This is a genomic window from Microbacterium sp. HD4P20, from assembly GCF_019449275.2.
Classification (GTDB): Bacteria; Actinomycetota; Actinomycetes; order Actinomycetales; family Microbacteriaceae; genus Microbacterium.
The window spans coordinates 1-23,960 of record NZ_JAHZQZ020000006.1; the positions used below are offsets into that span (position 1 = coordinate 1).

Annotated in this window: 20 protein-coding genes and 1 pseudogene; 10 read left to right on the top strand and 11 right to left on the bottom strand. The window is 69.3% G+C overall.

From position 1 onward, the window contains the following. Positions 1–1,727: Hsp70 family protein (locus K0817_RS00855; protein WP_219979211.1), on the bottom strand; the 1,727-nt coding region annotated here is incomplete at its 3' end. A 309-nt stretch (positions 1,728–2,036) separates the two neighbouring features. On the opposite strand from K0817_RS00855, the gene groES reads away from it, so the two are divergent. Beyond that, entirely contained in the window at positions 2,037–2,333 is a 297-nt protein-coding gene (gene groES, locus K0817_RS00860) for a co-chaperone GroES (RefSeq protein WP_017203655.1), read from the top strand. A gap of 190 nt (positions 2,334–2,523) precedes the next feature. Beyond that, the gene (gene rarD, locus K0817_RS00865) at positions 2,524–3,450 is read left to right on the top strand and encodes an EamA family transporter RarD (protein WP_253735115.1); all 927 of its coding nucleotides are present in this window, start codon (positions 2,524–2,526) and stop codon (positions 3,448–3,450) included. Positions 3,451–3,489: 39 nt separating this feature from the next. Here rarD and K0817_RS00870 read toward each other — a convergent pair whose 3' ends face one another. From K0817_RS00870 to K0817_RS00880, 3 genes are read right to left on the bottom strand one after another with little or no spacing between them, the layout of a single operon-like run. Next, on the bottom strand, positions 3,490–3,816 hold the full coding sequence (locus K0817_RS00870) for a metal-sensitive transcriptional regulator (RefSeq protein ID WP_253735095.1): 327 nt from the start codon (positions 3,814–3,816) through the stop codon (positions 3,490–3,492). Positions 3,817–3,827: 11 nt separating this feature from the next. Continuing rightward, positions 3,828–6,248 carry a cation-translocating P-type ATPase gene (locus K0817_RS00875; protein ID WP_219979212.1) on the bottom strand — a complete coding sequence of 807 codons (2,421 nt, stop codon included), beginning with the start codon at positions 6,246–6,248 and terminating at the stop codon, positions 3,828–3,830. Continuing rightward, entirely contained in the window at positions 6,248–6,457 is a 210-nt protein-coding gene (locus K0817_RS00880; RefSeq protein ID WP_219979213.1) for a heavy-metal-associated domain-containing protein, read from the bottom strand. The genes K0817_RS00875 and K0817_RS00880 overlap by 1 nt, the downstream gene beginning before the upstream one ends. Positions 6,458–6,689: 232 nt before the next feature. Between K0817_RS00880 and K0817_RS00885 the strand changes: the two genes are divergently transcribed. Next, positions 6,690–7,973, top strand: coding sequence for an ABC transporter substrate-binding protein (locus K0817_RS00885; RefSeq protein ID WP_219979214.1), 1,284 nt, complete (start codon positions 6,690–6,692; stop codon positions 7,971–7,973). Between the two features lie 189 nt (positions 7,974–8,162). On the opposite strand, the gene K0817_RS00890 is transcribed toward K0817_RS00885, so the two are convergent. The 4 genes from K0817_RS00890 to K0817_RS00905 are packed head-to-tail and all read right to left on the bottom strand — an operon-like array spanning position 8,163 to position 12,208. After that, entirely contained in the window at positions 8,163–8,903 is a 741-nt protein-coding gene (locus K0817_RS00890) for an ABC transporter ATP-binding protein (RefSeq protein WP_219979215.1), read from the bottom strand. Then, positions 8,900–9,865 (bottom strand): ABC transporter ATP-binding protein, encoded by a 966-nt coding sequence (locus K0817_RS00895; RefSeq protein WP_253735116.1) that lies wholly within the window; start codon positions 9,863–9,865, stop codon positions 8,900–8,902. The genes K0817_RS00890 and K0817_RS00895 overlap by 4 nt, the downstream gene beginning before the upstream one ends. Before the next feature lie 46 nt (positions 9,866–9,911). Then, positions 9,912–10,892: a branched-chain amino acid ABC transporter permease gene (locus K0817_RS00900; protein WP_219979217.1), complete on the bottom strand. Its 981-nt coding sequence runs from the start codon at positions 10,890–10,892 to the stop codon at positions 9,912–9,914. Positions 10,893–10,900: 8 nt separating this feature from the next. Continuing rightward, the gene (locus tag K0817_RS00905; protein ID WP_253735096.1) at positions 10,901–12,208 is read right to left on the bottom strand and encodes a branched-chain amino acid ABC transporter permease; all 1,308 of its coding nucleotides are present in this window, start codon (positions 12,206–12,208) and stop codon (positions 10,901–10,903) included. Between the two features lie 372 nt (positions 12,209–12,580). On the opposite strand from K0817_RS00905, the gene guaB reads away from it, so the two are divergent. After that, entirely contained in the window at positions 12,581–14,083 is a 1,503-nt protein-coding gene (gene guaB, locus K0817_RS00910) for an IMP dehydrogenase (RefSeq protein ID WP_219979218.1), read from the top strand. A 106-nt stretch (positions 14,084–14,189) separates the two neighbouring features. Here guaB and K0817_RS00915 read toward each other — a convergent pair whose 3' ends face one another. After that, on the bottom strand, positions 14,190–15,296 hold the full coding sequence (locus tag K0817_RS00915) for an FAD-dependent oxidoreductase (protein ID WP_219979219.1): 1,107 nt from the start codon (positions 15,294–15,296) through the stop codon (positions 14,190–14,192). Between the two features lie 66 nt (positions 15,297–15,362). On the opposite strand from K0817_RS00915, the gene K0817_RS00920 reads away from it, so the two are divergent. Further along, positions 15,363–15,986 (top strand): TMEM175 family protein, encoded by a 624-nt coding sequence (locus tag K0817_RS00920; RefSeq protein WP_219979220.1) that lies wholly within the window; start codon positions 15,363–15,365, stop codon positions 15,984–15,986. A gap of 70 nt (positions 15,987–16,056) precedes the next feature. On the opposite strand, the gene K0817_RS00925 is transcribed toward K0817_RS00920, so the two are convergent. Then, positions 16,057–17,568, bottom strand: coding sequence for an MFS transporter (locus K0817_RS00925; RefSeq protein WP_219979221.1), 1,512 nt, complete (start codon positions 17,566–17,568; stop codon positions 16,057–16,059). Positions 17,569–17,661: 93 nt separating this feature from the next. Between K0817_RS00925 and K0817_RS00930 the strand changes: the two genes are divergently transcribed. Further along, positions 17,662–18,303: a TetR/AcrR family transcriptional regulator gene (locus tag K0817_RS00930; RefSeq protein WP_219979222.1), complete on the top strand. Its 642-nt coding sequence runs from the start codon at positions 17,662–17,664 to the stop codon at positions 18,301–18,303. A gap of 53 nt (positions 18,304–18,356) precedes the next feature. On the opposite strand, the gene K0817_RS00935 is transcribed toward K0817_RS00930, so the two are convergent. Next, complete coding sequence (locus tag K0817_RS00935; protein WP_219979223.1) at positions 18,357–19,550, bottom strand: epoxide hydrolase family protein; 1,194 nt, start codon at positions 19,548–19,550, stop codon at positions 18,357–18,359. Positions 19,551–19,645: 95 nt separating this feature from the next. Between K0817_RS00935 and K0817_RS00940 the strand changes: the two genes are divergently transcribed. The 4 genes and pseudogenes from K0817_RS00940 to K0817_RS00955 all read left to right on the top strand — a co-directional run bounded on the left by K0817_RS00940 (position 19,646) and on the right by K0817_RS00955 (position 23,907). Beyond that, positions 19,646–19,924 (top strand): DUF2277 domain-containing protein, encoded by a 279-nt coding sequence (locus K0817_RS00940; protein WP_219979224.1) that lies wholly within the window; start codon positions 19,646–19,648, stop codon positions 19,922–19,924. An 80-nt stretch (positions 19,925–20,004) separates the two neighbouring features. Beyond that, positions 20,005–21,692 (top strand): annotated as a pseudogene (locus K0817_RS00945) (ABC-F family ATP-binding cassette domain-containing protein). 221 nt (positions 21,693–21,913) lie between these two features. Further along, a complete protein-coding gene (locus K0817_RS00950; RefSeq protein ID WP_219979374.1) occupies positions 21,914–23,032 on the top strand; it encodes a GuaB3 family IMP dehydrogenase-related protein in 1,119 nt (372 codons plus the stop codon). Positions 23,033–23,106: 74 nt separating this feature from the next. Further along, positions 23,107–23,907, top strand: a complete 801-nt coding sequence (locus tag K0817_RS00955) for an SURF1 family protein (protein WP_219979375.1) — start codon at positions 23,107–23,109, stop codon at positions 23,905–23,907. Positions 23,908–23,960 lie beyond the last annotated feature (53 nt).

A 23,960-nucleotide genomic window follows, 5' to 3' on the forward strand; every position in this document is an offset into this window, starting at 1 on the left:
CCGGTTCCTCCGGTGTCCCCGGTTCCTCCGGTGTCGCCGGTTCCTCCGGTGTCCCCGGTTCCTCCGGTGTCGCCGGTTCCTCCGGTGTCCCCGGTTCCTCCGGTGTCGCCGGTTCCTCCGGTGTCCCCGGTTCCTCCGGTGTCCCCGGTTCCGCCGCCGGTTCCGGTGTCGGCCGAGGCCGTGCTCAGCGGCGTCTGCGGGGCCTTGGTCGGCTTGGGCGCCGGAGCGGCGTCGGCCTTCGGCTTGGTCGGAGGCTTCTGACTACGGCGCGGCGGAGCGCTGCGCGGCGTCTGCTGCTGCTGCTCGGGCGCCGCGACGGTCTCGACGACGGCAGCATCCGCCGAATCCGTCGACGCGGCCGGCGCCTTCGGATCGGCCGACTTCTCGATTCCCGCTTTGGTCTGCGACACGGGCGGCGAGAAGCTCTGCAGTCCCGATCCCGCGGTCATGGTGCTGCCGAAGACGATCGCGGCGGCGACCACGATGGCTCCGCCCGACACGGCGGCGATGTGCCTCATGCTCGGCGCCGACCGGACGTTCGTCGGCCCGACCGGAGCGGCCAGCACCGAGGACGGGGCAGTCGGGATCGGTGCCAGTTCACCCGCGAGCGCGGCCAGCTCACCGAAACCGTCGAAGGGAACGAGCTCGGTCGAGACGCCGATCTCGCGGTCGGCGGCACGCACGAGCACGGTGCGCGCCGCGCCGAGTGCGATGGAGGACTTGGGGTCGGCGTCGATCGCGACGGGGCGATCCAGTCGCTCCGACAGACGCTGGGTGACGAGCGGGATGCGTGAGGAGCCGCCGATGAGGAGAACCGACTCCAGCTGCTCGGGCAGCACGTCGGCCTGGTCGAGTGCGTCCTCAAGGGCGTCGATCGTCCGCTCCAGCGACTCGTCGATCATCCCCTCGAACTCGACGCGAGTGAGGCGGACGCTCGGGCGACCTCCGGTCAGGAGCACCGGGACCACGACGTCGGAGTCGAACGAGAGGGCTTCCTTGGCGTCGACGCATTCGCGCCGCAGCTGCGACAGTGCGATCCGCGCGTCGGCCGAAGCATCCGCCATCACCTCCGCCGGCACGTCTGCGGCGTTGACGACGTGCCGCAGCACGGCGTCGTCGAAGTCGGCACCCCCCAGAGTGTCGATGCCCACCGGAGCGCCGATCAGTTCGAACGATTCGTTGCGCTTGCGCAGGATGACGCAGTCGAACGTCCCGCCGCCCAGGTCGTAGACGGCCAGGATCTGGCCGTCGTCGAGCACGCGCGCCGCCTCGTAGTGGCGGGCAGCGGCCTCGGGCTCGGTGATGAACTCGACCTCGCCGACGCCCACGGCGTCCAGGGCCTCGCGGACCAGCCCGATGCGGTGTGGTCCCCACAGTGCGGGGTGCGTCAGGATGACGCCGTCCGGGGGTGCACCTTCGCGTTCGGCAACCGCGTCGACGACGTGCGCCACCGTGCGGGCGTACAGCTGCTCGGCGCGGATCGACTGACCGCCGACCTGCTGCGGCACCTCGTCGCCGATACTGCGTTTGAACTCGCGGATCAGGCGCTCCGGCTGAGCGACACCGCGTCGCTCAGCGACATCGCCGAAGAGCAGATCACCGTCCTCGGCCACGAAGACCACGCTCGCGACGCTGTCGCTCTTACGGCCCAACGCGAACGACGTCGCGGTGATCCCGCCATCCGCCGTCAGCCTCGCTGTCGCCGCGCCTACGCGGCTCGTTCCCACATCTACAGCAAGGAAATATGACACACCCATGAAGACTTGCCCCCAGTATCCAGTGGCGAGCTCCCCCGAACTCGCACCGCGGCCGACCGTTCCCAGTGGTAGAGGCGCGCGATACTGCGATGATACATCTGCACTCCTGGCGGGTATAGGGCTCGCCGAGGATCTTTCGATTTCCCAAGACGCCACCCGCCGCCGTCATGGATTGGCACTCACGTTGCACGAGTGCCAATCACTTGCCTACACTTGGCGTTAGCACTCTCACTGTGCGGGTGCTAACGACTTCAGTCTCAAGGAAAGAAGAGGTAGACCGTGTCGGTTTCCATCAAGCCGCTCGAGGACCGCATCGTCATCAAGCAGGTCGAGGCCGAGCAGACCACCGCAAGTGGCCTCGTCATCCCCGACACTGCCAAGGAGAAGCCCCAGGAGGGTGAAGTCGTCGCCGTCGGCCCCGGCCGCATCGACGACAACGGCAACCGTGTCCCGCTCGACGTCGCCGTCGGCGACCGTGTGCTCTACAGCAAGTACGGCGGGACCGAGGTCAAGTTCGGCGCCGACGAGTTCCTGGTGCTCTCGGCCCGCGACGTCCTGGCGGTCGTCGTTCGCTGATCCTCGCGCACAGCGCAGCTTCGAGAGGGCCGGATGCCGAGGCATCCGGCCCTCTCGCATGCCCGGCGTGCGACGGCTCGGTGACCAGCGGTCGTAGGCTGTGCAGGTGAGCCGCGAACCCTCTCAGAGCGCTACCGGAGGCGACGCAGACGAACTGGCCGAATCCGCGGCGTCCACCGCCGGGGTGGCACTGCCCCCGGCATCCGCCGATCTCTCGCGCGAGCGCAGCCTGGGTGGCGTGTACGCCTTCTCGGCGTACTTCTTGTGGGGCTTCCTGCCGCTGTATTTCGTGCTGCTCGCCCCGACCGGCCCGTTCGAGCTCGTTGCGTGGCGCATCGTCCTGTCGCTCGTGTTCTGCGCGCTGCTGCTGACCGTGACGCGATCCTGGGGGCGCCTGGCCGCCATCTTCCGGCAGCCGCGCGTGCTCGGGCTCACCGTGATCGCGGGCCTGCTCATCTACGTGAACTGGCAGGTGTTCATGTTCGGGGCGCTCAGCGACAACGTCATCGAAACCAGCCTCGGGTACTTCATCAACCCCATCGCGACCGTGCTGCTCGCCGTGCTCGTGCTGCGCGAGCGGCTGCGCGTCACCCAATGGGTCGCGATCGGCATCGCCGCCGTGGCGGTCATCGTGATCATCGTCGGGTACGGGTCGTTCCCGTGGATCGCGCTGACCCTCGCCGCGAGCTTCAGCCTCTACGGCCTCGTGAAGAAACGTGTCGGGCCCTCGGTGGATGCCGTGAGCGGCCTCACCCTCGAGTCGCTGTGGCTCACCCCCATCGCCGGCATCATCCTGGTCGTCGTCGGCGCCACCACCGGCATCACCATGGGCGCCAACGGCTGGGGGCACGCCGTGCTGCTGAGCCTGGCGGGTGTCATCACCGCGGTGCCCCTGCTCTTCTTCGCCGCCGGGGCGCGCCGCGTGTCGCTCACCGTGATCGGCCTGCTGCAGTTCGTCGCGCCGATCCTGCAGTTCATCATCGGCGCATGGGTCCTGGGCGAGCCGATGCCCCTCGAGCGCTGGATCGGCTTCGGACTGGTCTGGGTCGCGCTCGCCGTGCTCACGGTGGACTCGGTGCTCCACGCCCGGCGCGCGCGTGTGGCCGCGGCATCCTGAACCGTCTCGCGTCTCGAGGCGGAAGGGCGGGGGAGAAGGTCAGCGCACCAGACGCGCGATGGCCTGGGTGGCCTCGGTGATCTTCGCGTCGGCCTCGGCACCGCCCATGCGGGCGGCGTCGACCACGCAGTGGCGCAGGTGGTCGTCGAGCAGCCCGACGGCGACGGCCTCGAGCGCCGAGGTGAGCGCACTGATCTGCGTCAGGATGTCGATGCAGTACTTCTCGTCTTCGACCATCTTGTGGATGCCGCGGGCCTGACCCTCGATCCGCTTGAGGCGGTTGAGGTACTTGTCTTTGTCGGTGATGTACCCGTGATGGCTGTCGGTGTCGGCCGGGCTGTGTTCGTGGGTCGCGATGTCGGTCATCGGAGAGTCCTTCACTGTGAGAGGGAGCGGAAGCGGCGCAGTCGCAGGCTGTTGCCCACCACGAAGACGCTCGAAAGCGCCATCGCCGCGCCGGCGATCATGGGGCTGAGGAGTCCCAGCGCGGCGAGGGGGATCGCCGCCACGTTATACGCGAACGCCCAGAACAGGTTGACGCGGATCGTGCGGAATGTCGCGCGTGACAGGCGGATCGCGTCGGCGGCGCTGCGCAGGTCGCCGCGGACGAGGGTGATGTCGGATGCCTCGATCGCGGCATCCGTTCCGGTCCCCATCGCCAGGCCCAGGTCTGCCTGCGCCAGTGCGGCGGCATCGTTGACGCCGTCGCCGACCATGGCCACGACGCGGCCCTCCGTCTGCAGCGCCCGGACCGCGGCGACCTTGTCGTGCGGCAGCACTTCGGCGGTGACCCGGCCGATGCCGACCTCGTCGGCGATCGCGCGCGCAGCCGTGGCGTTGTCTCCGGTCAGCAGCACCGGCTCGAGACCGAGCGAACGCAGCCGGGCGACGGCCTCGCGGCTGGTCGGCTTGACCTGATCGGCGACCACGAGCAGCCCGCGGACCTCTCCGTCCCACGCGACGAGCACCGCGGTGCGGCCGGATGCCTCGGCCTGCGCCTTCGCGTCGGCCAGCGGAGACGGCAGGGTCAGCGCCCAGTCGGCGAGGAGCGCGTCACGCCCGACGAGCACGGCATGACCCTCGACGACGCCCGACACGCCCTTGCCAGGCACGTTCTGGAACGACTCGACGTCGGGCAACGTCCCGGTCTCGGCCGCTGCGGCGCGCGCGATCGCCTGCGCGATCGGGTGCTCGGACGCGTGCTCGAGGGCCCCGGCGAGCCGGAGCAGTTCGTCGCGAGCGGATGCCGCGGCATCCGTCGTCGCCCGAGTCTCCGCCCGGCGGAGATGTGCGGCCTCGGCGGCGTCCGCCCGGCGGAGATCTGCGGGCTCGGCGGAGGATTCTGAGCGGATGCTCCGCCCGGGGTCCGGTTCTCCGCCCGGCGCGCCCTCGTCACCGGGCGCCAGGACGACCTCGACCAGCGCCATGCGGCCGGTGGTCACCGTGCCGGTCTTGTCGAGCACGACGGTGTCGACGGCGCGCGTCGACTCGAGCACCTCAGGACCCTTGATGAGGATGCCCAGCTGCGCCCCGCGGCCGGTGCCGACCAGAAGAGCGGTCGGGGTGGCGAGGCCGAGCGCGCACGGGCACGCGATGATGAGCACGGCGGCGGCGGCGGTGAACGCCTGCGGAGCGGATGCCCCGGCCAGCAGCCACGCCGCAAGGGTCCCGACTGCGATCACCAGCACGATGGGCACGAAGACGCCCGAGATGCGGTCGGCCAAGCGCTGGACTCTGGCCTTGCCGGACTGAGCCTCTTCGACGAGCCGCGCCATCTGCGCCAGCTGCGTGTCGTCGCCGACGCGGGTCGCCCGGACCACCAGCCTCCCTCCGGCGTTCACGGTGGCTCCCACCACCGCGTCGCCCGGGGTGACCTCGACGGGCACCGACTCTCCGGTGACCATGGACGCGTCGACCGCCGACGTTCCCGACACCACGACTCCGTCGGTGGCGATCTTCTCGCCGGGGCGCACCACGAAGTCCTCGCCGACGCGCAGCTCGGGGATGGGCACGCGCAGCTCGGCGATCCCGTCCGGACCGGGTCGGAGCACGGCGACGTCCTTCGCGCCGATCTCGAGCAGCGCCCGCAGTGCCGCCCCTGCCCGGCGCTTGGCGCGCACCTCGAAGTAGCGTCCGGCGAGCACGAAGGTCGTGACCCCCGCGGCGACCTCCAGGTAGATGTCGCCCGCACCGTCACCCGGCTGGGCGGTGCCACCCAGCAGCGCGGGCCACTCGTAGCCATGTGTCATCCCCGGCATTCCGGCCGTGCCGAGGAACAGCGCGTAGAGCGACCACAGGAACGCCGCCGAGACACCGAGTGAGATCAGCGTGTCCATGGTGGCCGCGCCGTGGCGCAGGTTCACCCACGCCGCACGATGGAACGGCCACGCACCCCACACCACGACCGGCGCTGCCAAGGCGAGCGAGGCCCATTGCCAGTACGTGAACTGCAGCGCCGGGATCATCGCGAGCAGGATCACGGGCACCGACAGCACGATCGAGCCGATGAGCCGGTGCCGCAGCCCGGTCAGCTCGGCGTCGTGCGGGGCGGCAGGGTCCGCCGCCGCGGCGGGCTGGGGGAGCGCCGCGGTGTAGCCGGTCTTCACGACTTCATCGATGAGCGTCTGCGGGTCGAAGCCCGCCGGCGCGTTCACGACCGCCTTCTCAGTGGCGTAGTTGACGGATGCCTCGACCCCGTCGAGCCGGTTCAGGCGCTTCTCGATCCGTGCGGCGCACGAGGCGCACGTCATGCCGCCGATCTCGAGTTCGACCCGGGAGGCCGGGGCCGCGGACGTCATCAGGCGCGCACCGCGCTGTAGCCCGCCTCGTCGACGGCCGCGATGACGGCGTCGTCCGCGATCTCCTCCGCGGCGACGATGCGGAGGGAACCGGATGCCGCGCTCACGCGCACGTCCTGAACGCCCTCGATCTTCGACACCTCGCCGCGCACCGATGCCTCGCAGTGCCCGCAGGTCATGCCGGTCACGGTGTATTCGAAATCAGCCACAGTCATATCCCTCCACTGGTCTCGCGATACCCCTTGGGGGTACATCGACGTCGAGTCTATACCCATGAGGGGTATACGGGCCGGGCGATGGTGAACTCGACCTGAAATCCCCGGTCCCGCGGCGTTACAAACCGTTAACGAAGAGCAACACACGCGAGAGCAAGCCGCGATTAGGTTGGGGCTATTGGATCGGTTCCCGAGCCGATCGACACACACCACAGCAAGGAGCAACATGAGCGTCTTCACCCGCTCGCGCAAGAGCACCGTTCTCGGTGGTCTCGCGCTCATCGGCGCCAGCGCCCTCGTCCTCGCCGGCTGTGCCGGTGGGGGCACCGGTGGCACCGACGAGCCGACCGACAATGCCGGTCCGACCGAGGAGCTGAGCCTCAAGATCGGCACGGCTCTGCCGCAGACCGGAAACCTGGCGTTCCTCGGACCGCCAGAGGAGGCAGGCGTCGCCTACGCGGCTTCGCTGATCAACGAGGCGTCGGCCGAAACCGGCCTCACCATCGAGGTCGAGTACGGCGACTCCGGCGACACCGACAACAAGGCCTACGAGACCGAGATCCCCCGCCTGCTGGGCGAGGGTGTTTCCGCGATCATCGGTGCCGCGTCCTCGGGCGTCTCGCTGCAGTTCATCGACCAGGTCACCGGCGCGGGCGTCATCCAGTTCTCGCCGGCCAACACCTCGGACGCCTTCACGACGTACGACGACGGCGGCCTGTACTTCCGCACCGCTCCGTCGGACGTGCTGCAGGGCGAGGTGCTCGGCAACCTGATCGCCGAGGATGGCAACCAGACCCTGGGCATGATCGTGCTCAACGACTCGTACGGCACCGGCCTGGCCGGCTACGTGCAAGAGGCGTTCGAGGCAGCCGGCGGCGAGGTCGTCGCGCAGCCCACCTACAACACGGGCGACACCAGCTTCGACGCGCAGATCTCGGAGGTGCTGGCAGCCGACCCCGACGCGATCGCGCTGATCACGTTCGACGAGGTCTCGACCATCCTGCCGAGCCTGTTCGGTCAGTTCCCCGGCGACAAGCTGTACTTCGTCGACGGCAACCTGAAGAACTTCGCTGACGCCGGTTTCGCGGAGGGCTCGCTGACCGGTTCGAAGGGCACCCTGCCCGGTCTGTCGATCGACGCGATCGGCGATTTCACGGCAGCGCTCGACGAGTTCGTCGCGGCCGAGGGTGACGAGCCGCTGCAGGACTACAGCTACGCGGCTGAGTCCTTCGACGCGACGATCCTGCTCGCGCTGGCTTCGCTGGCCGCGGGCTCGACGGACTCGGCGGCCATCGCGGAGAAGCTGATCGAGGTCTCCGGCGGCTCGGGTGACGGCGAGACGTGCGAAACCTACGCCGACTGCGCTGAGATCATCGTGGGCGGCGGAACGGCCGACTACGACGGCATCTCGGGCCCGATCACGTTCGATGAGGTCGGCGACCCGACCGAGGCGTCGATCGGTATCTACGAGTACCAGGACGACAACACCTACGTCGCCTACGAGGGCTGACCCTCACTCGCGACAGCGGCCCCGGATCCTCCGATCCGGGGCCGCTTCGTCGTATCTCCGCCGCGCAACTTTCCCTCCGTGCGTCCGGGACCGGATGTCGTGGCGGCAAGGGATGCCGCCGTGGTGCACGCCAGAAGCGGGGGACCGGATGCCGCAGCATCCGATCCCCCGCTTCACTGGTGGTGCGTGTCAGGTGCCGAGCGTGCCGAGGTACAGCTCGGTGACCTTGGGGTCGCTCAGCAGTTCGCGGCCGGTGCCGGTGTAGGCATCGCGACCCTGGTCGAGGACGTAACCGCGGTCGCAGATCTGCAGGCAGCGGCGGGCGTTCTGCTCGACCATGATGCAGGTGACCCCTGCCTTGTTGATCTCGGAGACGCGAATGAAGGCCTCGTCCTGCCGGACGGGGGAGAGGCCGGCGGACGGCTCATCGAGCAGCAGCACCTTCGGGTCCATCATGAGCGCGCGGCTCATCGCGACCATCTGCCGCTCCCCACCCGAGAGCGAGCCGGCGCGCTGCTTCAGGCGCGTGCCCAGCTCGGAGAAAATGCCGGTGACGAACTCGAGGCGCTCCTTGTAGATGCCGGGCCGCTGATACAGCCCCATCTGCAGATTCTCCTCAATCGTCAACGTCGGGAAGACATTGTTGTTCTGCGGGATGAAGCCGACACCTCGCGCGACGAGCTTGTTTGCCCGCAGCCCGGTGATGTCGTCGCCCTCGAGCGTCACCGTGCCGCTGCGGATGTTCACTTGGCCGAAGATGGCTTTCAGCAGCGTGGACTTGCCGGCGCCGTTGGGTCCGATGATGCCGATCAACTCGCCCTGGTGCGCGACCAGGCTGCAGCCGTTGAGGATGTTGACGCCCGGCAGGTAGCCGGCATGCACCTCGTCGACGACGACGACGGCGGTGTCCGTTGCAGTGGGAGCAGTCATCGGCCCTTCTCCTCATCTTCTTCTTCGGCGATGCCGTCGTTGACCAGAGTGATGGCCGCGGCAGCCGCGGAGGCCTCGGCGTTCGTCGTCGGATCGGCCTCGATCACGCTGATGCGCCCTGTCACCACGCCGAGATCGAGTTCCTGATGGGCCCCGAGGTAGGCATCGACGACAGCAGGGTTCCTCATGACGGTCGTGGGGTCGCCTTCGGCGACGATGCGACCTTCAGCCATCACGACGACCCAGTCGGCGATATGCCGCACCATGTGCATGTCGTGCTCGACAAACAGCACCGTCATGCCCTCGTCCTTGAGGTCGAGGATCTTGTCGAGCAGGGACTGGGTGAGGGCGGGGTTCACCCCGGCCATGGGCTCGTCGAGCATGACGAGCGTCGGTTCGGTCATGAGAGACCGGGCCATCTCGAGGAGCTTGCGCTGGCCGCCCGACAGGCTCGCCGCGAAGTCATCCGCCTTGGCGTCGAGCTTGAACTTCTTCAGCAGGACCATCGCGCGGTCCCCGATCTCGGCATCCTGCGATCGCCACAGCGCCGGGATCATGCCGGCCCAGAACTTCTCACCCCGCTGGTGCTGTGCCCCGAGCTTCATGTTGTCCATGACGGTGAGCAGACCGAGAGCCTTCGTGAGCTGGAACGTACGCACCAGCCCACGGCGGGCCACTTTGTAGGCAGGAACCCCCGCCAGCGACTTCCCCTCGAACGACCAGGTGCCGTGGTCGGCCTGGTCGAAGCCGGTCAGCAGGTTGAACAGGGTGGTCTTGCCGGCGCCGTTCGGACCGATCAGGGCGGTGATCGCACCGCGGGGGATCTCGAGATGCTCGACGTCCACGGCCGTCACACCGCCGAAGGAGCGACGCACGCCGTCGGCGACGATGATCGGATCGACCTTCGCCACGCCAGGTGCCGCGTCGCCTACATGAAGGCCGGTGGTCTTCGCGCGCGGGATAGGAGCCGAGCCGGTGGCAGGCGGGGCGTCGTTTGGGGAGGTGCTGTTACTTGACAAAGGTCAGCTCCTTCTTGTTGCCCAGGATTCCCTGTGGCATGAAGATCACGAGCAGCATGAGAGCGACGCCCACGAGGATGAAGCGAAGCGTGCCCGCCTGGATGGTGCTCAGCCCCGGGAGCAGTCCGGCCGACGCCATCGCCGGCAGGACGTTCGAGAGCAGCGTCTGCAGCACCCAGAAGATGAGCGAGCCGAGCAGCGGACCGAAGACCGTCGCGGCGCCGCCGAGGAGCAGAGCGGTCCAGACGAAGAACGTCAGCGAGGTGACGTAAACGCCCGGGCTCACCGCGGACGGCAGCGCATAGACGATGCCGCCTGCCGCGGCCAGGACGCCGCCGAGCACGAGCGCCTGCATCTTGTAGGCGAACACGTTCTTGCCGAGCGAGCGCACGGCGTCCTCGTCCTCGCGGATGCCCTTGAGGGTGCGCCCCCACGGGCTGCGCGTGAGCATCCACACCACGAGGGCGGCGATGCCGAGCGTGACCAGGCCCATGATGCGGACCCACCACTGCGTCTCGTTGTACATCCATGGCCCGAAGCCGTACGTGCCCTGCGGGATGGGGTTCGACTCGCGGAAGCTGCCGTGGTAGCCGCTCAGGCCGTCGGCCGAGCCCGTGACCGCGTCGAACGCGGTCGTGAGGAAGAGCAGGCGCACCACCTCGGCGGCCGCGATGGTCACGATGGCGAGGTAGTCACCTCGCAGGCGGAGGGTGGGGATGCCGAGGATCAGGGCGAAGATCGCGGCTCCGACGAGTCCGATCAGAGCGCCGGCCCACCAGGGGAGTCCGAAGCTGAGGATCGAGATGGCGTAGCCGTAGGCGCCGATGGCCATGAAGCCGGCGATGCCCATGTTGATCAGGCCCGCGTAGCCGAAGTGCACGGCGAGGCCGAGCGCGGCAAGTGCGTAGCCGATCGTCGCCGGGCTGAGGATCGACGAGGCGGTGTTCGAGAGAATCTGAATCCAGTCCATGGGTTGTCCTAACCGATCCGCTCGCGTCGTCCGAGGATTCCCTGTGGGCGGAACAACAGGATGACGATGAGGATGAACAGGGCGCTGGCGTACTTGAGGTCGGCCGGGATCCACAGGCTCGACACCTCGACCAGCAGCCCCACGATCAGCGCACCCACGAGCGCGCCATATGCCGTCCCGAGGCCACCGAGCACGACCGCGGCGAACATGAGCAGCAGGATCTGGGCGCCCATATCCCACTTGATGCCGGGGCGGTAGTACGCGTAGAGGATGCCGGCGAGACCCGCGAGTCCACCCGCGACGATCCAGACCACCCGCACCACCGTGTCGACGTCGATGCCCGACGCCGCGGCCAGCGACGGGTTGTCGGAGATGGCGCGCGTGGCCTTGCCCAGTCGCGATCGTGTCAGCCACAGCGCGAACGCGACGATGACCGCGATCGAAATCGCGAGCGAGACCATGTCGATCACGCTCAGCTGCACTGAGCCGAACAGGGGAATCTTCGCCTGGGATGAGAACGGCAGCTGGAGGGTTCCACCGCCGATGAACAGCTGGAACGTGTAGCGCAGGGCGAGCGAGAGCCCGATGCTGACGATCATCAGCTGGACGACGCCGACCCGCCTTCGGCGCAGAGGTCGCCACAGGACCATATCGAGGACGAGGCCGAGCACAGCGCTCAGGATCACCGCCACCGGGTAGCCGAGCCACCAGGGGAGGGCGAGGGTCGCGGGTCCCACGAGGAAGACCGCTGCGATCGCGCCGAAGGTGACCATCTCGCCGTGCGCGAAGTTCGAGATGCCGGTCGTTCCGTAGACCAGCGACAGGCCGATCGCGGCGAGTGCCAGCATCAGGCCGAAGCTCAGGCCCTGGATGATGCGCTGCACGAGCTGGTCGAAGAAGCTGGTGACGTTGCGCTCTCCCTCACCGATGAAGAAGTTGACGGTCACGCGGCCGCCCTGCCCCATCTCGACTTCCTTGACGTTGGGGGAGTCGTCCTCGGCTTCGACGACGGCGATGCCCTCGGGCAGGGTGTCTTCGTCGAGGGTGACGACGTAGGTCTCGCCACGCTCGGGAACTCCCACGCGCCACTGCCCCGCGGCATCCGTCTCGACTTCCTGTTCACCCCCCGGCCCGTCGATCGTGAGGGTGACCCCTTCGAGCGGCTCGCCGTCGAGCTGCACGTTGCCGCTGATGCGGTAGGGGTCGTCTTCGTCTGCCAAAGCGGGTGTCGCGGTGGCGAACAGCCCGAGCAGGATGAGAAACAGCCCGAAGAACGCAGCGGTGGCGCGCCCTCCGGCGATGCGTCTCGTGGTCACAGTCGTAGGACCCACAGAACCTCCAGTTCGCACGACACGTACACCGAAGCTCGGGTCGCATCGGCCGTGATGAACGACGGTACGACTGTAATGTGTCGCCGGTGTTTCGCCTACGACACCCTGTGGATACGTGATCGATTCGCAACGGGATGCCCCGTCCGTGGGCCCACGCGCCCGAGGCTCCGCGCGGCGCGAAGCGAGGGGTGGAGAGGCGCGAGGAGCATCCTTTCCGGTTCCGGTCCTCGCGTGCGCAGGCGTCGCGCGCGGGAACAAACGGCGTCCGCGGGCGCTTAGAATCGAGTACGGAGCGTCACAAGCGCACCGGCCGCCGCCGTCCAACTCGAGCAACGCGCCGCGCGCGCAGGAGACCCCATGGAGCACAACGACCCCTTCGGCTTCGTCGGACTGACCTACGACGACGTGCTGCTGCTGCCCGGGCACACCGACGTGATCCCCAGCGAGGCCGACACGTCCTCGCGCGTCACGCGGCGCATCACCGTCGCGACGCCGCTCATCTCGAGCGCCATGGACACCGTGACCGAGGCGCGCCTCGCGATCGCGATCGCCCGCGAGGGCGGGATCGGCATCATCCACCGCAACCTCGCCATCGAGGAGCAGGCCTCGATGGTCGACCGGGTCAAGCGCAGCGAGTCGGGCATGATCACAGACCCGATCACGACGACGCCCGACGCCACGATCGAAGAGGTCAACGACCTCTGCGCCACCTACCGCATCTCGGGCCTGCCGGTCATCGACGGGGAGGGGCATCTGGTCGGCATCGTCACCAACCGCGACATGCGCTTCGTGTCGGGCTTCGAGCGCCAGACCACCAAGGTGCGCGACGTCATGACGAGCGAGAACCTCGTCACCGGTCGGGTCGGCATCAGCGCCGGCGAAGTCATCGCGCTGTTCGCCCACCACCGGGTCGAGAAGCTGCCGCTGATCGACGACGAGGGCAAGCTCGCCGGACTCATCACCATCAAGGACTTCGACAAGAGCGAGAAGTATCCGCTCGCCACCAAGGACGAGCAGGGCCGCCTGCGCGTCGGCGCCGCCATCGGTTTCTTCGGCGACGCGTGGCAGCGCGCCGAGGCGCTGCGCGACGCGGGCGTCGACGTGCTGGTCGTCGACACCGCGAACGGCCAGTCCGCCGGCGTCATCGACATCGTCCGCCGGCTCAAGGCCGACTCCAGCTTCGACCACATCGACGTCGTCGGCGGCAACGTCGCGACGCGTGAGGGCGCGCAGGCGCTCATCGACGCGGGCGTCGACGCGGTGAAGGTCGGCGTGGGCCCGGGCTCGATCTGCACGACGCGCGTCGTGGCCGGTGTGGGCGTTCCCCAGGTCACCGCCGTGTACGAGGCATCCCTCGCCGCCCGCGAAGCGGGTGTCCCCGTCATCGCCGACGGCGGCCTGCAGTACTCGGGCGACATCGCCAAGGCGCTCGTCGCCGGCGCCGACACGGTCATGATCGGCTCGCTGCTGGCCGGCACCGACGAGTCACCGGGCGAGATCGTCTTCCAGGGTGGCAAGCAGTTCAAGCAGTACCGCGGCATGGGGTCGCTCGGTGCGCTGCAGACCCGCGGCAAGAAGACGTCGTACTCGAAGGACCGCTACTTCCAGGCCGACGTGCCCAGCGACGACAAGCTCATCCCCGAGGGCATCGAGGGTCAGGTCGCCTACCGCGGACCGGTCTCGGCGGTCGCGTATCAACTCGTTGGCGGCCTGCGCCAGTCGATGTTCTACGTCGGCGCGCGCACGATCGAAGAGCTGAAGGCCAAGGGCAAGTTCGTACGCATCACGGCCGCGGGGCTGAAGGAGTCGCACCCCCACGACGTGCAGATCGTGGTCGAGGCCCCCAACTACAAGCGCTGACGCACTCCGGGCGGATGCCGCTGCCCGGCGCATGCGCACGGAAGCCTGAACGTGGCCCGCGTTGCGGGCGGGCGGCGGCAGGGAGCCCGGGCGGCAGGGGCGACCGTCAGGGCACGCGGAAGGGCGGCGCCGCGCGGGCGGTGTCGTCGAGCGCGAGGTCGGCGAGCACTGCCCCGACCGCGGGCGTGAACTTGAAGCCGTGGCCTGAGAAGCCGGCGCCCACCACGACCCGGCCGCGCCGGTCGAGCACGAAGTCCTCGGTCTCGGTCGACGTGTAGGTGCAGCTGATCGGGACCGCCGAATCGGCATCGAGTCCCGGCATCCATTCGCGCACGTAGTCGCGCAGGCGATCCGCGAGCGCCGGCACCGGCCGGAAGGTGCGCGCGTCCGGGTCGACGACCGGGCCCACCAGGTGCAGCCCCACCTTGATCCCCTCTCCGGGGGTCGGCATGCCGTACACGTTGCCGATGTGGCGATCGGGGTCGACGAAGTGGTTGAACGACGGCCATTCGGCGTCGGTCGCGACCGGCATGAAGTGCGCCGGACTCTCCTCCGTCACGGTCAGCCGGGGCAGTGGAAGCGACGGGGGCAGGATGCCGGCGGTCCATGCGCCGGCGGTGACCACCACGACGTCGGCCACGATGTCGGTGCGTGTGCCGTCCGCCTCGACGGTCACGGCCACGCCGTCGGACCGCTCCTCGAGAGCGGTCACCGCGTGACCGAAGCGGATGTCGGCGCCGTGGTCGCGCGCCGCCCGCTCGAGCGCCTCGAGCGCGGCGGCCGCCCGCACCACTCCCGCATCGGGGGTGAACAGGGCGTCGCCGTCGAAGCGCATGCCGCTCCAGCGCCGGCCGGCTTCGGCTGCCGTGAGGACCTCGGCGCGCTCGCCGCGCGTGATGAGCGCGGCGTGGACGGTGGAGATCACGGCGGGATCGCCGTGCGTCACCAGGCCGTGCAGCCGCAGCAGCGGCTCACCGGTGGTGCGCGACAGCTCGTCCCACTCGGAACGCGCGAGGGCGAGCAGATCGAGGTAGTGGTCGGCGGCGTACGCGTTGTTGAAGTTGCGGGTCGCGCCGTGAGAAGCGCCACACGCGTGACCGCGCTCGAATCGCTCCAGAGCGATGACCGGGTGTCCGCGTCGCGCCAGCTGCCACGTGGTGGCCAGCCCCATCGCACCGGCGCCGATCACGAGGTACGGGACGCGGGCAGTCATGAGCCCATCCTCCCAGTCCCGGCCAGGGAGACACCGCAGTCCGCTCGCCGCCGCTACCCTGATCCCGTGATCAGGCAGCGGCGGCACCCAGCGGCGACGCAGCGCACCGTGCGGCTCGAGGCGTTCACCGACGGCGTGTTCGCGATCGCGGCGACGCTGCTGGTGCTCGACCTCACCACCCACTCGATCGGCGCCGTGACCAGCGACGCCGAAATGTGGGACGCGCTCGGCGGCATGAGCGAGCTGCTCTTCAACTTCGCGCTGAGCTTCGTGCTGCTGTGCCTGCTGTGGATGGTGCACGTCCAGCAGTTCGAGCACATCGCCCGCGCCGACTCGGTGCTCGTCTGGCTCAACAACGCGCGGCTGCTCTTCGTCGTGCTGGTGCCGTTCGCGACCGGCCTGCTGACCCAGTACGAGTCCTACTTCGCGGGCCGCATGGCGATGCCGGTCACGTTCTTCTTCGCGATCCTGTTCGGGTGGGTGCAGTGGCAGTGGGCGGTGCGTCGCCGCGACGTCATGCTCCCTGATCTGTCGCAAGAGGATGCCGTCGCCTACGGCCGCGCCTCGCTCAGCGCGCTCATCATCGGGGCCGCCGTCGTCGTTCTGGCGCCGTGGATCGGATCATTCGCCTTTCTGCTGTTCCTCCTGGACGGCGTCCTGACCCGGGCCCTCCGCGGCAAGGGCGACTGAGCCGCGTCAGCGGCCCCCAACGCTGCCCGTCCCCTTCGCGCCTCGACCGACGGCGCGAAGGGGACGGGGATCAGCCGACCGTGGCGAGATCGGATGCCGCAGCCTGGGCCGCCGGGGCCTCCGCGTCGACCACGGCCGCGGCATCCGGCGCCGTGGGGTCTGTCGTCGCAGACCGCCCCGCGGGCAGCCATAGCGCGGCGATCGTCGCGGCGAGGAGCACGGCGGCGCCGGTGAGGACCGCGGGACGCGCAGCGTCGACATAGAGGTCGGGCAGCAGTTCGCCGCCGGCGCTGACGAAGATCGCGGTCATGACCGCGGTGCCCAGAGCGACGCCGAGCTCTCGGACGGTCGAATTCACGCCCGAGGCCTTGGCGTGGTCGAGCAGGCCGAGTGTGGCAAGCAGCGCCGTCGCCGACGGCGCGAAGACGAGGGCCATGCCGACTCCCGCCATGATGAACGGCGCGATCAGGGCCGGGTAGTCGAGGTCGGTCGACAGGATGAGGCCGATCCAGGTGAGCGCGGCTGCCTGCAACGCGAGGCCGGTCACCATCAGCACGCGCGTCCCGACGCGGGGAGCGAGCATGCCTGCGATCGGGGCGACGACCATCGGCGCGAGGGTCCACGGCGAGGTCTGCAGTGCGGCCTCGAGGGGCGAAGAGCCCTGGACGACCTGCAGGTACTGGATGAGCAGGAAGACCGCGCCGAACGTACCGAAGCTGAAGGCGAACCCGATGATGTTCGTCACCGAGAACGAGCGGTCACGGAACAGTCGCAGGGGTACCAGCGGCGCCTTGGCGCGGGTCTGCCAGAAGAAGAAGAGCGCGAGCAGCACCGCGCCGAGCGCGATCTCGCTGATCACGCCCGGCGAATCCCAGCCGTCGTCGTTGCCGCGCACGATGGCATGCACGAGCGCGAGGACTCCCGCGGCGGCCAGCACGGCGCCCGGCACGTCGATGCGCGCCCGCGCGCCGAAGTCATTGCGCAGCACGACGAGCGCGAGGGGGATCGCGATGAGGGCGACGGGCACGTTGATCCAGAAGATCGCCTGCCAGTTCCAGCCCTCCATGATGGCGCCGCCGACGAGCGGTCCGACGGCGACGCCCAGGCCCGAGACGCCACCCCAGATGCCGATCGCCAGCGCCCGTCGCGTCGGCGGCACGGCGCCGCTCAGCAGCGCGAGCGACAGTGGCATGACCGCTGCAGCGCCGAGGCCCTGCAACGCGCGCGCGGCGATCAGTTGACCGGGGTCGGTGCTGAGCGCCGCGAACACCGAGCCGATCCCGAACACCGCGATGCCGATCGCGAACACGGTACGTCGACCGAATCGGTCGCCGAGGGCCGATGCGACCAGGATCGCGCCGGCGAACGCAAGCGTGTACGCGTTGACGAACCACTGCAGCTGCTCGACGCTCGCACCCATCTCGCGATGCAGCACGGGCAGCGCGTTGGTCATGACGAGGTTGTCGAGGGTGGCCATGAACATCGGAAGGGATGCCGCGGCGATGATGAGCGCGAACGGGCGAGCGCGGCGCGTCTGAGCCGGATGCTCGGTCGTGGCGGTGGCGAGAGGATCGAGGGCCATGAGGTCTCCGTAGTAATTGGATGATTACTTCTGATGTGCAATGTAGTAATCGACTGATTACAAAGTCAAGTCATTCGCTGATAACCTTCGGGAATGAGTTCCGACAGCATCGTCGCCCCGGAGGAGACGACCGATCCGGCACGGCGTCTGACATCGGACGAGCGTCGCCGCCAGATCCTCCACGCAGCGCTGATGGTCTTCGGAGCACGCGGTTACGAGGGCGCCACCACGGATGAGGTCGCCCGCGCCGCGGGCGTCAGCCAGCCGTACGTGGTGCGGCTCTTCGGCTCGAAGGAGAACCTCTTCCTCGCGACGATCGACGACGCTCTGATGCGGCTGTTCGCGGCGTTCCGCGCCGCGCTGGCAGAAGGCGACGACGGCGACAAGCCGGTCGGCAAACGGATCGGCGAGGCATACGTCAGCCTTCTCGAGGTGCGAGGACTGCACCAGACACTCGCTCATGCCTACCTGCTCGGCAGTCACCCCATGATCGGGCCGGCCGCCCGCAAGGGCTTCGCCGACGTGTGGCGGTTCTTCCGCGACGAGGTCGGCTTCGACGCGGAAGAAGCCCGCTCCTTCATGGCCGAGGGCATGCTGATCAGCACCATGATCGGCCTGCGCCTCGTCGACGACTACGGCTCCGACCCGCAGATCACCGAGCTCTTCCGGTCATGCTTTCCCACCGAGCTCCCCCACGTGCTCGACGTCATTCCGCGCGGCACCGAGCGCTGGTAGGTCGCGGGGGCGCGGCATCCCCGATCCACACCATGAGGATGCCGCGCGCCGGCTCAGCGCAGACCTGCGACGAATGCGCGCAGGTCGGCGACCAGGGTGTCCGGCTCCTCGAGAGCTGCGAAATGGCCGCCCCGGTCGACCTCCGTCCAGCGAACGACGGTGTTCTCCTTCTCGACGTACCGGCGGATGGCGATGTCGTGTGCGAAGTTGATCACCGCGGTGGGCACGCCGCTCTTCTCCTTGGCTTCGCCCCATCCTCCCGCGTGCCCGTAGACGGTGAGCGCGGCGGAGCCCGCGGTGGCGGTGAGCCAGTACAGGGACGCGTTGGCAAGCAGCACGTCGCGGTCGAGGATCTCGAAGACAGGCGTTTCGACCGGCCACGTCCATGATTGGAACTTGTCCATGATCCACGCGAGCTGAGCGACCGGGCTGTCGGCGAGCATCGTGCCGATCAACCCGGGCCGGGTCGCCTGGATGGAGATGTAGCCCATCTGCTGCCACTGGAACGCCTCGATGTCGGCGATCGCGCGGCGCTCGCCTTCGGTGAGCGTCGCGGATTCTTCTACCGGCAGCGGCAACTCGGGCATCGTTCCCGTGGTCCCGTTGACGTGCACCCCGATCACTCGCTCGGGGGCGACCCGCCCGATCTCGGGGGCGACTCCGGCGCCGTAGTCGCCGCCCTGCGCGACGAAACGTTCGTAGCCGAGGCGCGACATCAGCTCGGCGAACGCGCGGGCGACGTGGGTGTCATCCCACGAGGCATCCGCGAGTGGAGCCGAGAAGGCGAAGCCGGGCACCGAGGGGATGACGACATGGAACGCATCGGATGCTGCGCCGCCGTGCTGCTGCGGCTCGGTGAGGAGCGGAATAAGGTGCAGGAACTCGACGAACGAGCCCGGCCAGCCGTGGGTGAGGATCAACGGGGTGGCGTCGGGATGCGAAGAGCGCACGTGCAGGAAGTGGATGCGCTGTCCGTCGACCTCGGTGACGAACTGCGGGATGCCGTTGACACGCTCTTCGAACGCGCGCCAGTCGAAGCCGTCGCGCCAGTGGTCCACGGTCTCGCGCAGCCACGCGTCCGGTGCGCCGCGCGACCAGTCCTGGTCGGGGGGCTCAGGGGCCGACCACTCGTTCGATGCCGCGGGGAGCTGCGCGGCGAAGCGCGCGTGGGCGAGTCGCTCGCGCAGATCGTCGAGGGCGGACTGGGGGATGTCGATACGAAAGGGGACGATCGCGTTCTGTTCCATGCACCCATGCTCTCCAGCATCGCGGACAGATTCGGTCCGCAATCAACGAGAACGGGAATCTTCACCGCGTCGCCGGTGCGGCGTATCGTCGGGGCATGTGCCGGAACATCCACACGCTCCACAACTTCGAGCCCGCGGCATCCTCCGAAGAGGTCCACGCCGCCGCGCTGCAGTACGTCCGCAAGATCGCGGGCACGACCAAGCCGTCCAAGGCCAACCAGGAGGCCTTCGACCGTGCCGTGCACGACATCGCGCACATCACGCAGCACCTGCTGGACGATCTCGTCGCCGTGACGCCCCCCAAGAACCGCGAAGAAGAGGCCGCCAAGGCCCGCGAGCGGGCGATCAAGTCCGGCCGGTACGCGGCCGCCTGAGCTTGCGGCATCCGTCCCCCCGCTCATAGGCTGGTCGGCTGCCGAGTCGCCGCAAGGGCGGGGCAGCGGACAGGAACACCGTGGGGTACATCGACATCGCCGCCGTCTCGTATGCGCTGCCGGACGGGCGTCCGTTGCTGGATGAAGTGAGCTTCCGCGTCGGCGAAGGCTCGACGACGGCGCTCATCGGTCAGAACGGCGGGGGCAAGACCACCCTGCTGCGCATCGTGCGCGGCGAGATCGCGCCTCATGGCGGGGTCGTCTCGATCGACGGCGGTCTCGGCGTGATGGACCAGTTCGTCGGACACGGTGCTGCCGGACAGACCGTTCACGACCTGCTGATCTCGGTCGCGCCCGATCGGGTCCGTCGCGCGGCGCGCGAGCTCGAGGACGCCGAGGCCGCCATCATCGAGCACGACGATCTCGACACCCAGATGCGGTACGCCGGCGCGCTCGCCGACTACGCCGAGGCCGGCGGCTACGAGTACGAGACCGTCTGGGACACCTGCACGGCCGCGGCCCTCGGCATCCCGTTCTCGCGTGCGCGGTTCCGCGAACTCACGACGCTGTCGGGCGGCGAGCAGAAGCGGCTCGCACTCGAGGCGCTGCTGCGCGGACCCGACCAGGTGCTGCTGCTGGACGAGCCCGACAACTACCTCGACGTGCCCGGCAAGCGCTGGCTCGAGGAGCGGCTGCGCGAGACGCCGAAGACCGTGCTGCTCGTGTCGCACGACCGCGAGCTGCTGGCACGCGCCGCCGACCGCATCGCGACGCTCGAGGTCGGCGGCGCGGGAAGCACGGCGTGGGTGCACGGCGGTGGCTTCGGCACATACCACCGCGCTCGCGACGAGCGCATGGCGCGGCTCGACGAACTGCGGCGGCGCTGGGACGAGCAGCACGTCAAGCTCAAGGAGCTCGTCGCGACGCTCAAGGTCAAGGCGACCGCGAACGACTCCTTCACCTCTCGGTATCGAGCGGCCCAGACGCGGCTGCGCAAGTTCGAGGAGGCGGGACCGCCGCAGGAGCGTCCGCCCGAGCAGGACCTCGCGCTCCGGCTGCGCGGTGCCCGCACGGGAAGCGCGCCGTGGTCGCCGAGCAGCTCGAACTGACCGGACTCATGAAGCCGTTCGACCTCGAGGTGTGGTTCGGCGACCGGGTCGCGGTGCTCGGCTCGAATGGGTCGGGCAAGTCGCACTTCCTGCGGCTGCTGGCGCGGGGCGGCACCGACCCCGACGCGCGACTCGGGCACCTCACGACGACGGGTGCCGGCCTCGAGACGGTGCCGCACACCGGCCGCGCGGTGCTCGGAGCGCGGGTCGTGCCGGGATGGTTCGCCCAGACCCACACGCACCCCGAGTTCGCCGGACGCACCCTGCTCGACATCCTGCACCGCGGTGAAGACGCACGAGCAGGACTGCCGAGGGATGCCGCGAGCTCCGCGCTGGACCGCTACGGCCTCGTCGGCCAGGCCGAGCAGACCTTCGACAGCCTGTCGGGCGGACAGCAGGCGCGGTTCCAGATCCTGCTGCTCGAGCTCTCGGGTGCGACACTGCTACTCCTCGACGAGCCCACCGACAACCTCGACCTGGTTTCGGCCGAGGCGCTGCAGGACGCGCTCGGCCGGTTCGAGGGCACCGTCCTGGCGGTCACGCACGACCGCTGGCTCGCGAAGTCTTTCGACAGGTTCGTGGTGTTCGGCGCCGACGGCCGTGTGTTCGAGTCCGACGCGCCCGTGTGGGACGAAGCGCGGGTGGCTCGCGCCCGCTGAGCGATCCCGCATCCCCGCTCTCCCGCATCCCCGGGGTCGCCGACCATGTGGGTTTCTCACCGACCATGTGGGTCTCTCACCGAGCATGCCCACATGCTCGCCGCGAAACCAACATGCTCGGCGTGAGAGGGACATGCTCGGCGTGAGAGGGACATGGTCGGCGAGAGGGGGGAGGGGCAGCGGGCGCGAACAAACCGGCCCGGTAGGCTGGGGTGGTGAGCATGGACATCGAACTCGGTCGCGCCAAGCGCGCACGCCGCGCGTACACGTTCGACGACATCGCGGTGGTGCCGTCGAGGCGCACGCGCAATCCCGAGGACGTCTCCACGACCTGGACGATCGACGCGTTCAGCTTCGACATCCCGGTGCTGGGCGCTCCGATGGACTCGGTGGTGAGCCCGAGGACGGCGATCATGCTCGGCCAGCTCGGTGGCCTCGGCGTGCTCGACCTCGAGGGCCTGTGGACCCGCTACGACGACCCCGAGCCGCTGCTCGCCGAGATCTCGGGCCTCGACAAGACCGCCGCGACGCGCCGCATGCAGGAGCTGTACGCCGAGCCGATCAAGCCAGAGCTCGTGCGCGACCGCCTCGCCGAGATCCGCGCGGCCGGTGTCACCGTCGCCGGCGCGCTCACTCCGCAGCGCACGCAGGAGCTGTACGAGACCGTCGTCGCCGCCGGCGTCGACCTCTTCGTGATCCGCGGCACGACGGTCTCGGCCGAGCACGTGTCGAGCGTCGATCAGCCGCTGAACCTCAAGAAGTTCATCTACGACCTCGACGTCCCCGTCATCGTGGGCGGCGCCGCCACCTACACCGCGGCGCTGCACCTCATGCGCACCGGCGCCGCAGGTGTGCTCGTCGGGTTCGGCGGGGGAGCGGCATCCACCACTCGCGCAACGCTCGGTCTGCACGCGCCGATGGCCACCGCCGTCGCCGACGTCGCCGGAGCCCGCCGCGACTACCTCGACGAGTCGGGCGGACGCTACGTCCACGTCATCGCCGACGGCGGCGTGGGCACGTCGGGCGACATCGTCAAGGCGCTCGCGATGGGCGCGGACGCCGTCATGCTCGGCGTGGCGCTGGCGCGTGCGACGGATGCCCCTGGCCAGGGCTACCACTGGGGTCCCGAGGCGCATCACTCCAAGCTGCCGCGGGGCCGCCGCGTGAAGGTCGACCAGGTCGCCTCGCTCGAAGAGGTCCTGTACGGGCCGGCGCCGGTCGCCGACGGCACAGCGAACCTCATCGGGGCGCTGCGCAAGTCGATGGCCACCACCGGATACTCCGACCTCAAGGAGTTCCAGCGCGTCGAGGTCGTCGTCGCGCCCTACGCCGCCGGATGACGCGAGCCGTGACCGACCCCGACCCCGCAGGCGCCGCCGAACCCGAGGTCTTCCCGCCGACGCTGCGCGAGGTGATGGTCCGGCCGCAGTGGATCGGGATGCTGCTGCTGTGCCTCGTCGTCGCGGGAGTGTTCGCGTGGCTCGGTCAGTGGCAGCTGGGCCGGGCCATCGACACCGATCCGCCGCCGCCTGGTGCCACCGAGCAGGTGCGGCCGCTCGACGAGGTCGCGCAGCCGGGGCAATACCTTCCCGAGCCTCTGGTGGGACAGCGGGTCGAGACGGCGGGAACGTGGGTGCCGGAGGACTTCCTCATCGTCGCGTCCCGCTTCAACGACGGCGTGGGGGGCTACTGGGTGACCGGGCAGCTGCGGCTGACCGAGCCGGAGCAGCCGACGTCGATCGCCGTCGCGCTCGGGTGGGCGGCGACCGAGGACGAGGCGCACGCGGCCATCGAGCGACTCGAGGCGGAGGCATCCGGATCCCGTTCCGAACCGGTCGAGGTGACCGGTCGCCTCATCTCGGACGAGGGCCCGCTGCCTCCGCCTTCCGGCGCGGATCCGCAGACCATGACGCGCATGTCGCCGGCCGCGCTCCTCGGACGCTGGCACGATGTCGAGGACGTGGACGTGTACCGCCCGTACCTGGCGTCGACGGCGCCGTTCGGCGGGCTCACCGCGATCGCCTCTCCTGCTCCCGACGAGAGCTCGAACGTCAACTGGCTCAACATCTTCTACGCGGCGGAGTGGGCCGTGTTCGCCGGGTTCGCGTTCTACCTCTGGTATCGCCTCGCACGTGACGCGTGGGAAAAGGAAGTCGAGGACCTCGAGGATGCCGCAGCCGAGCGCGACGGCGAACCCCGGCCGACGGCATCCTAAGCCGGCCACCCCGCCGCGCGATTCTTGCACCGCGTCCAACCCATTCTGACCCT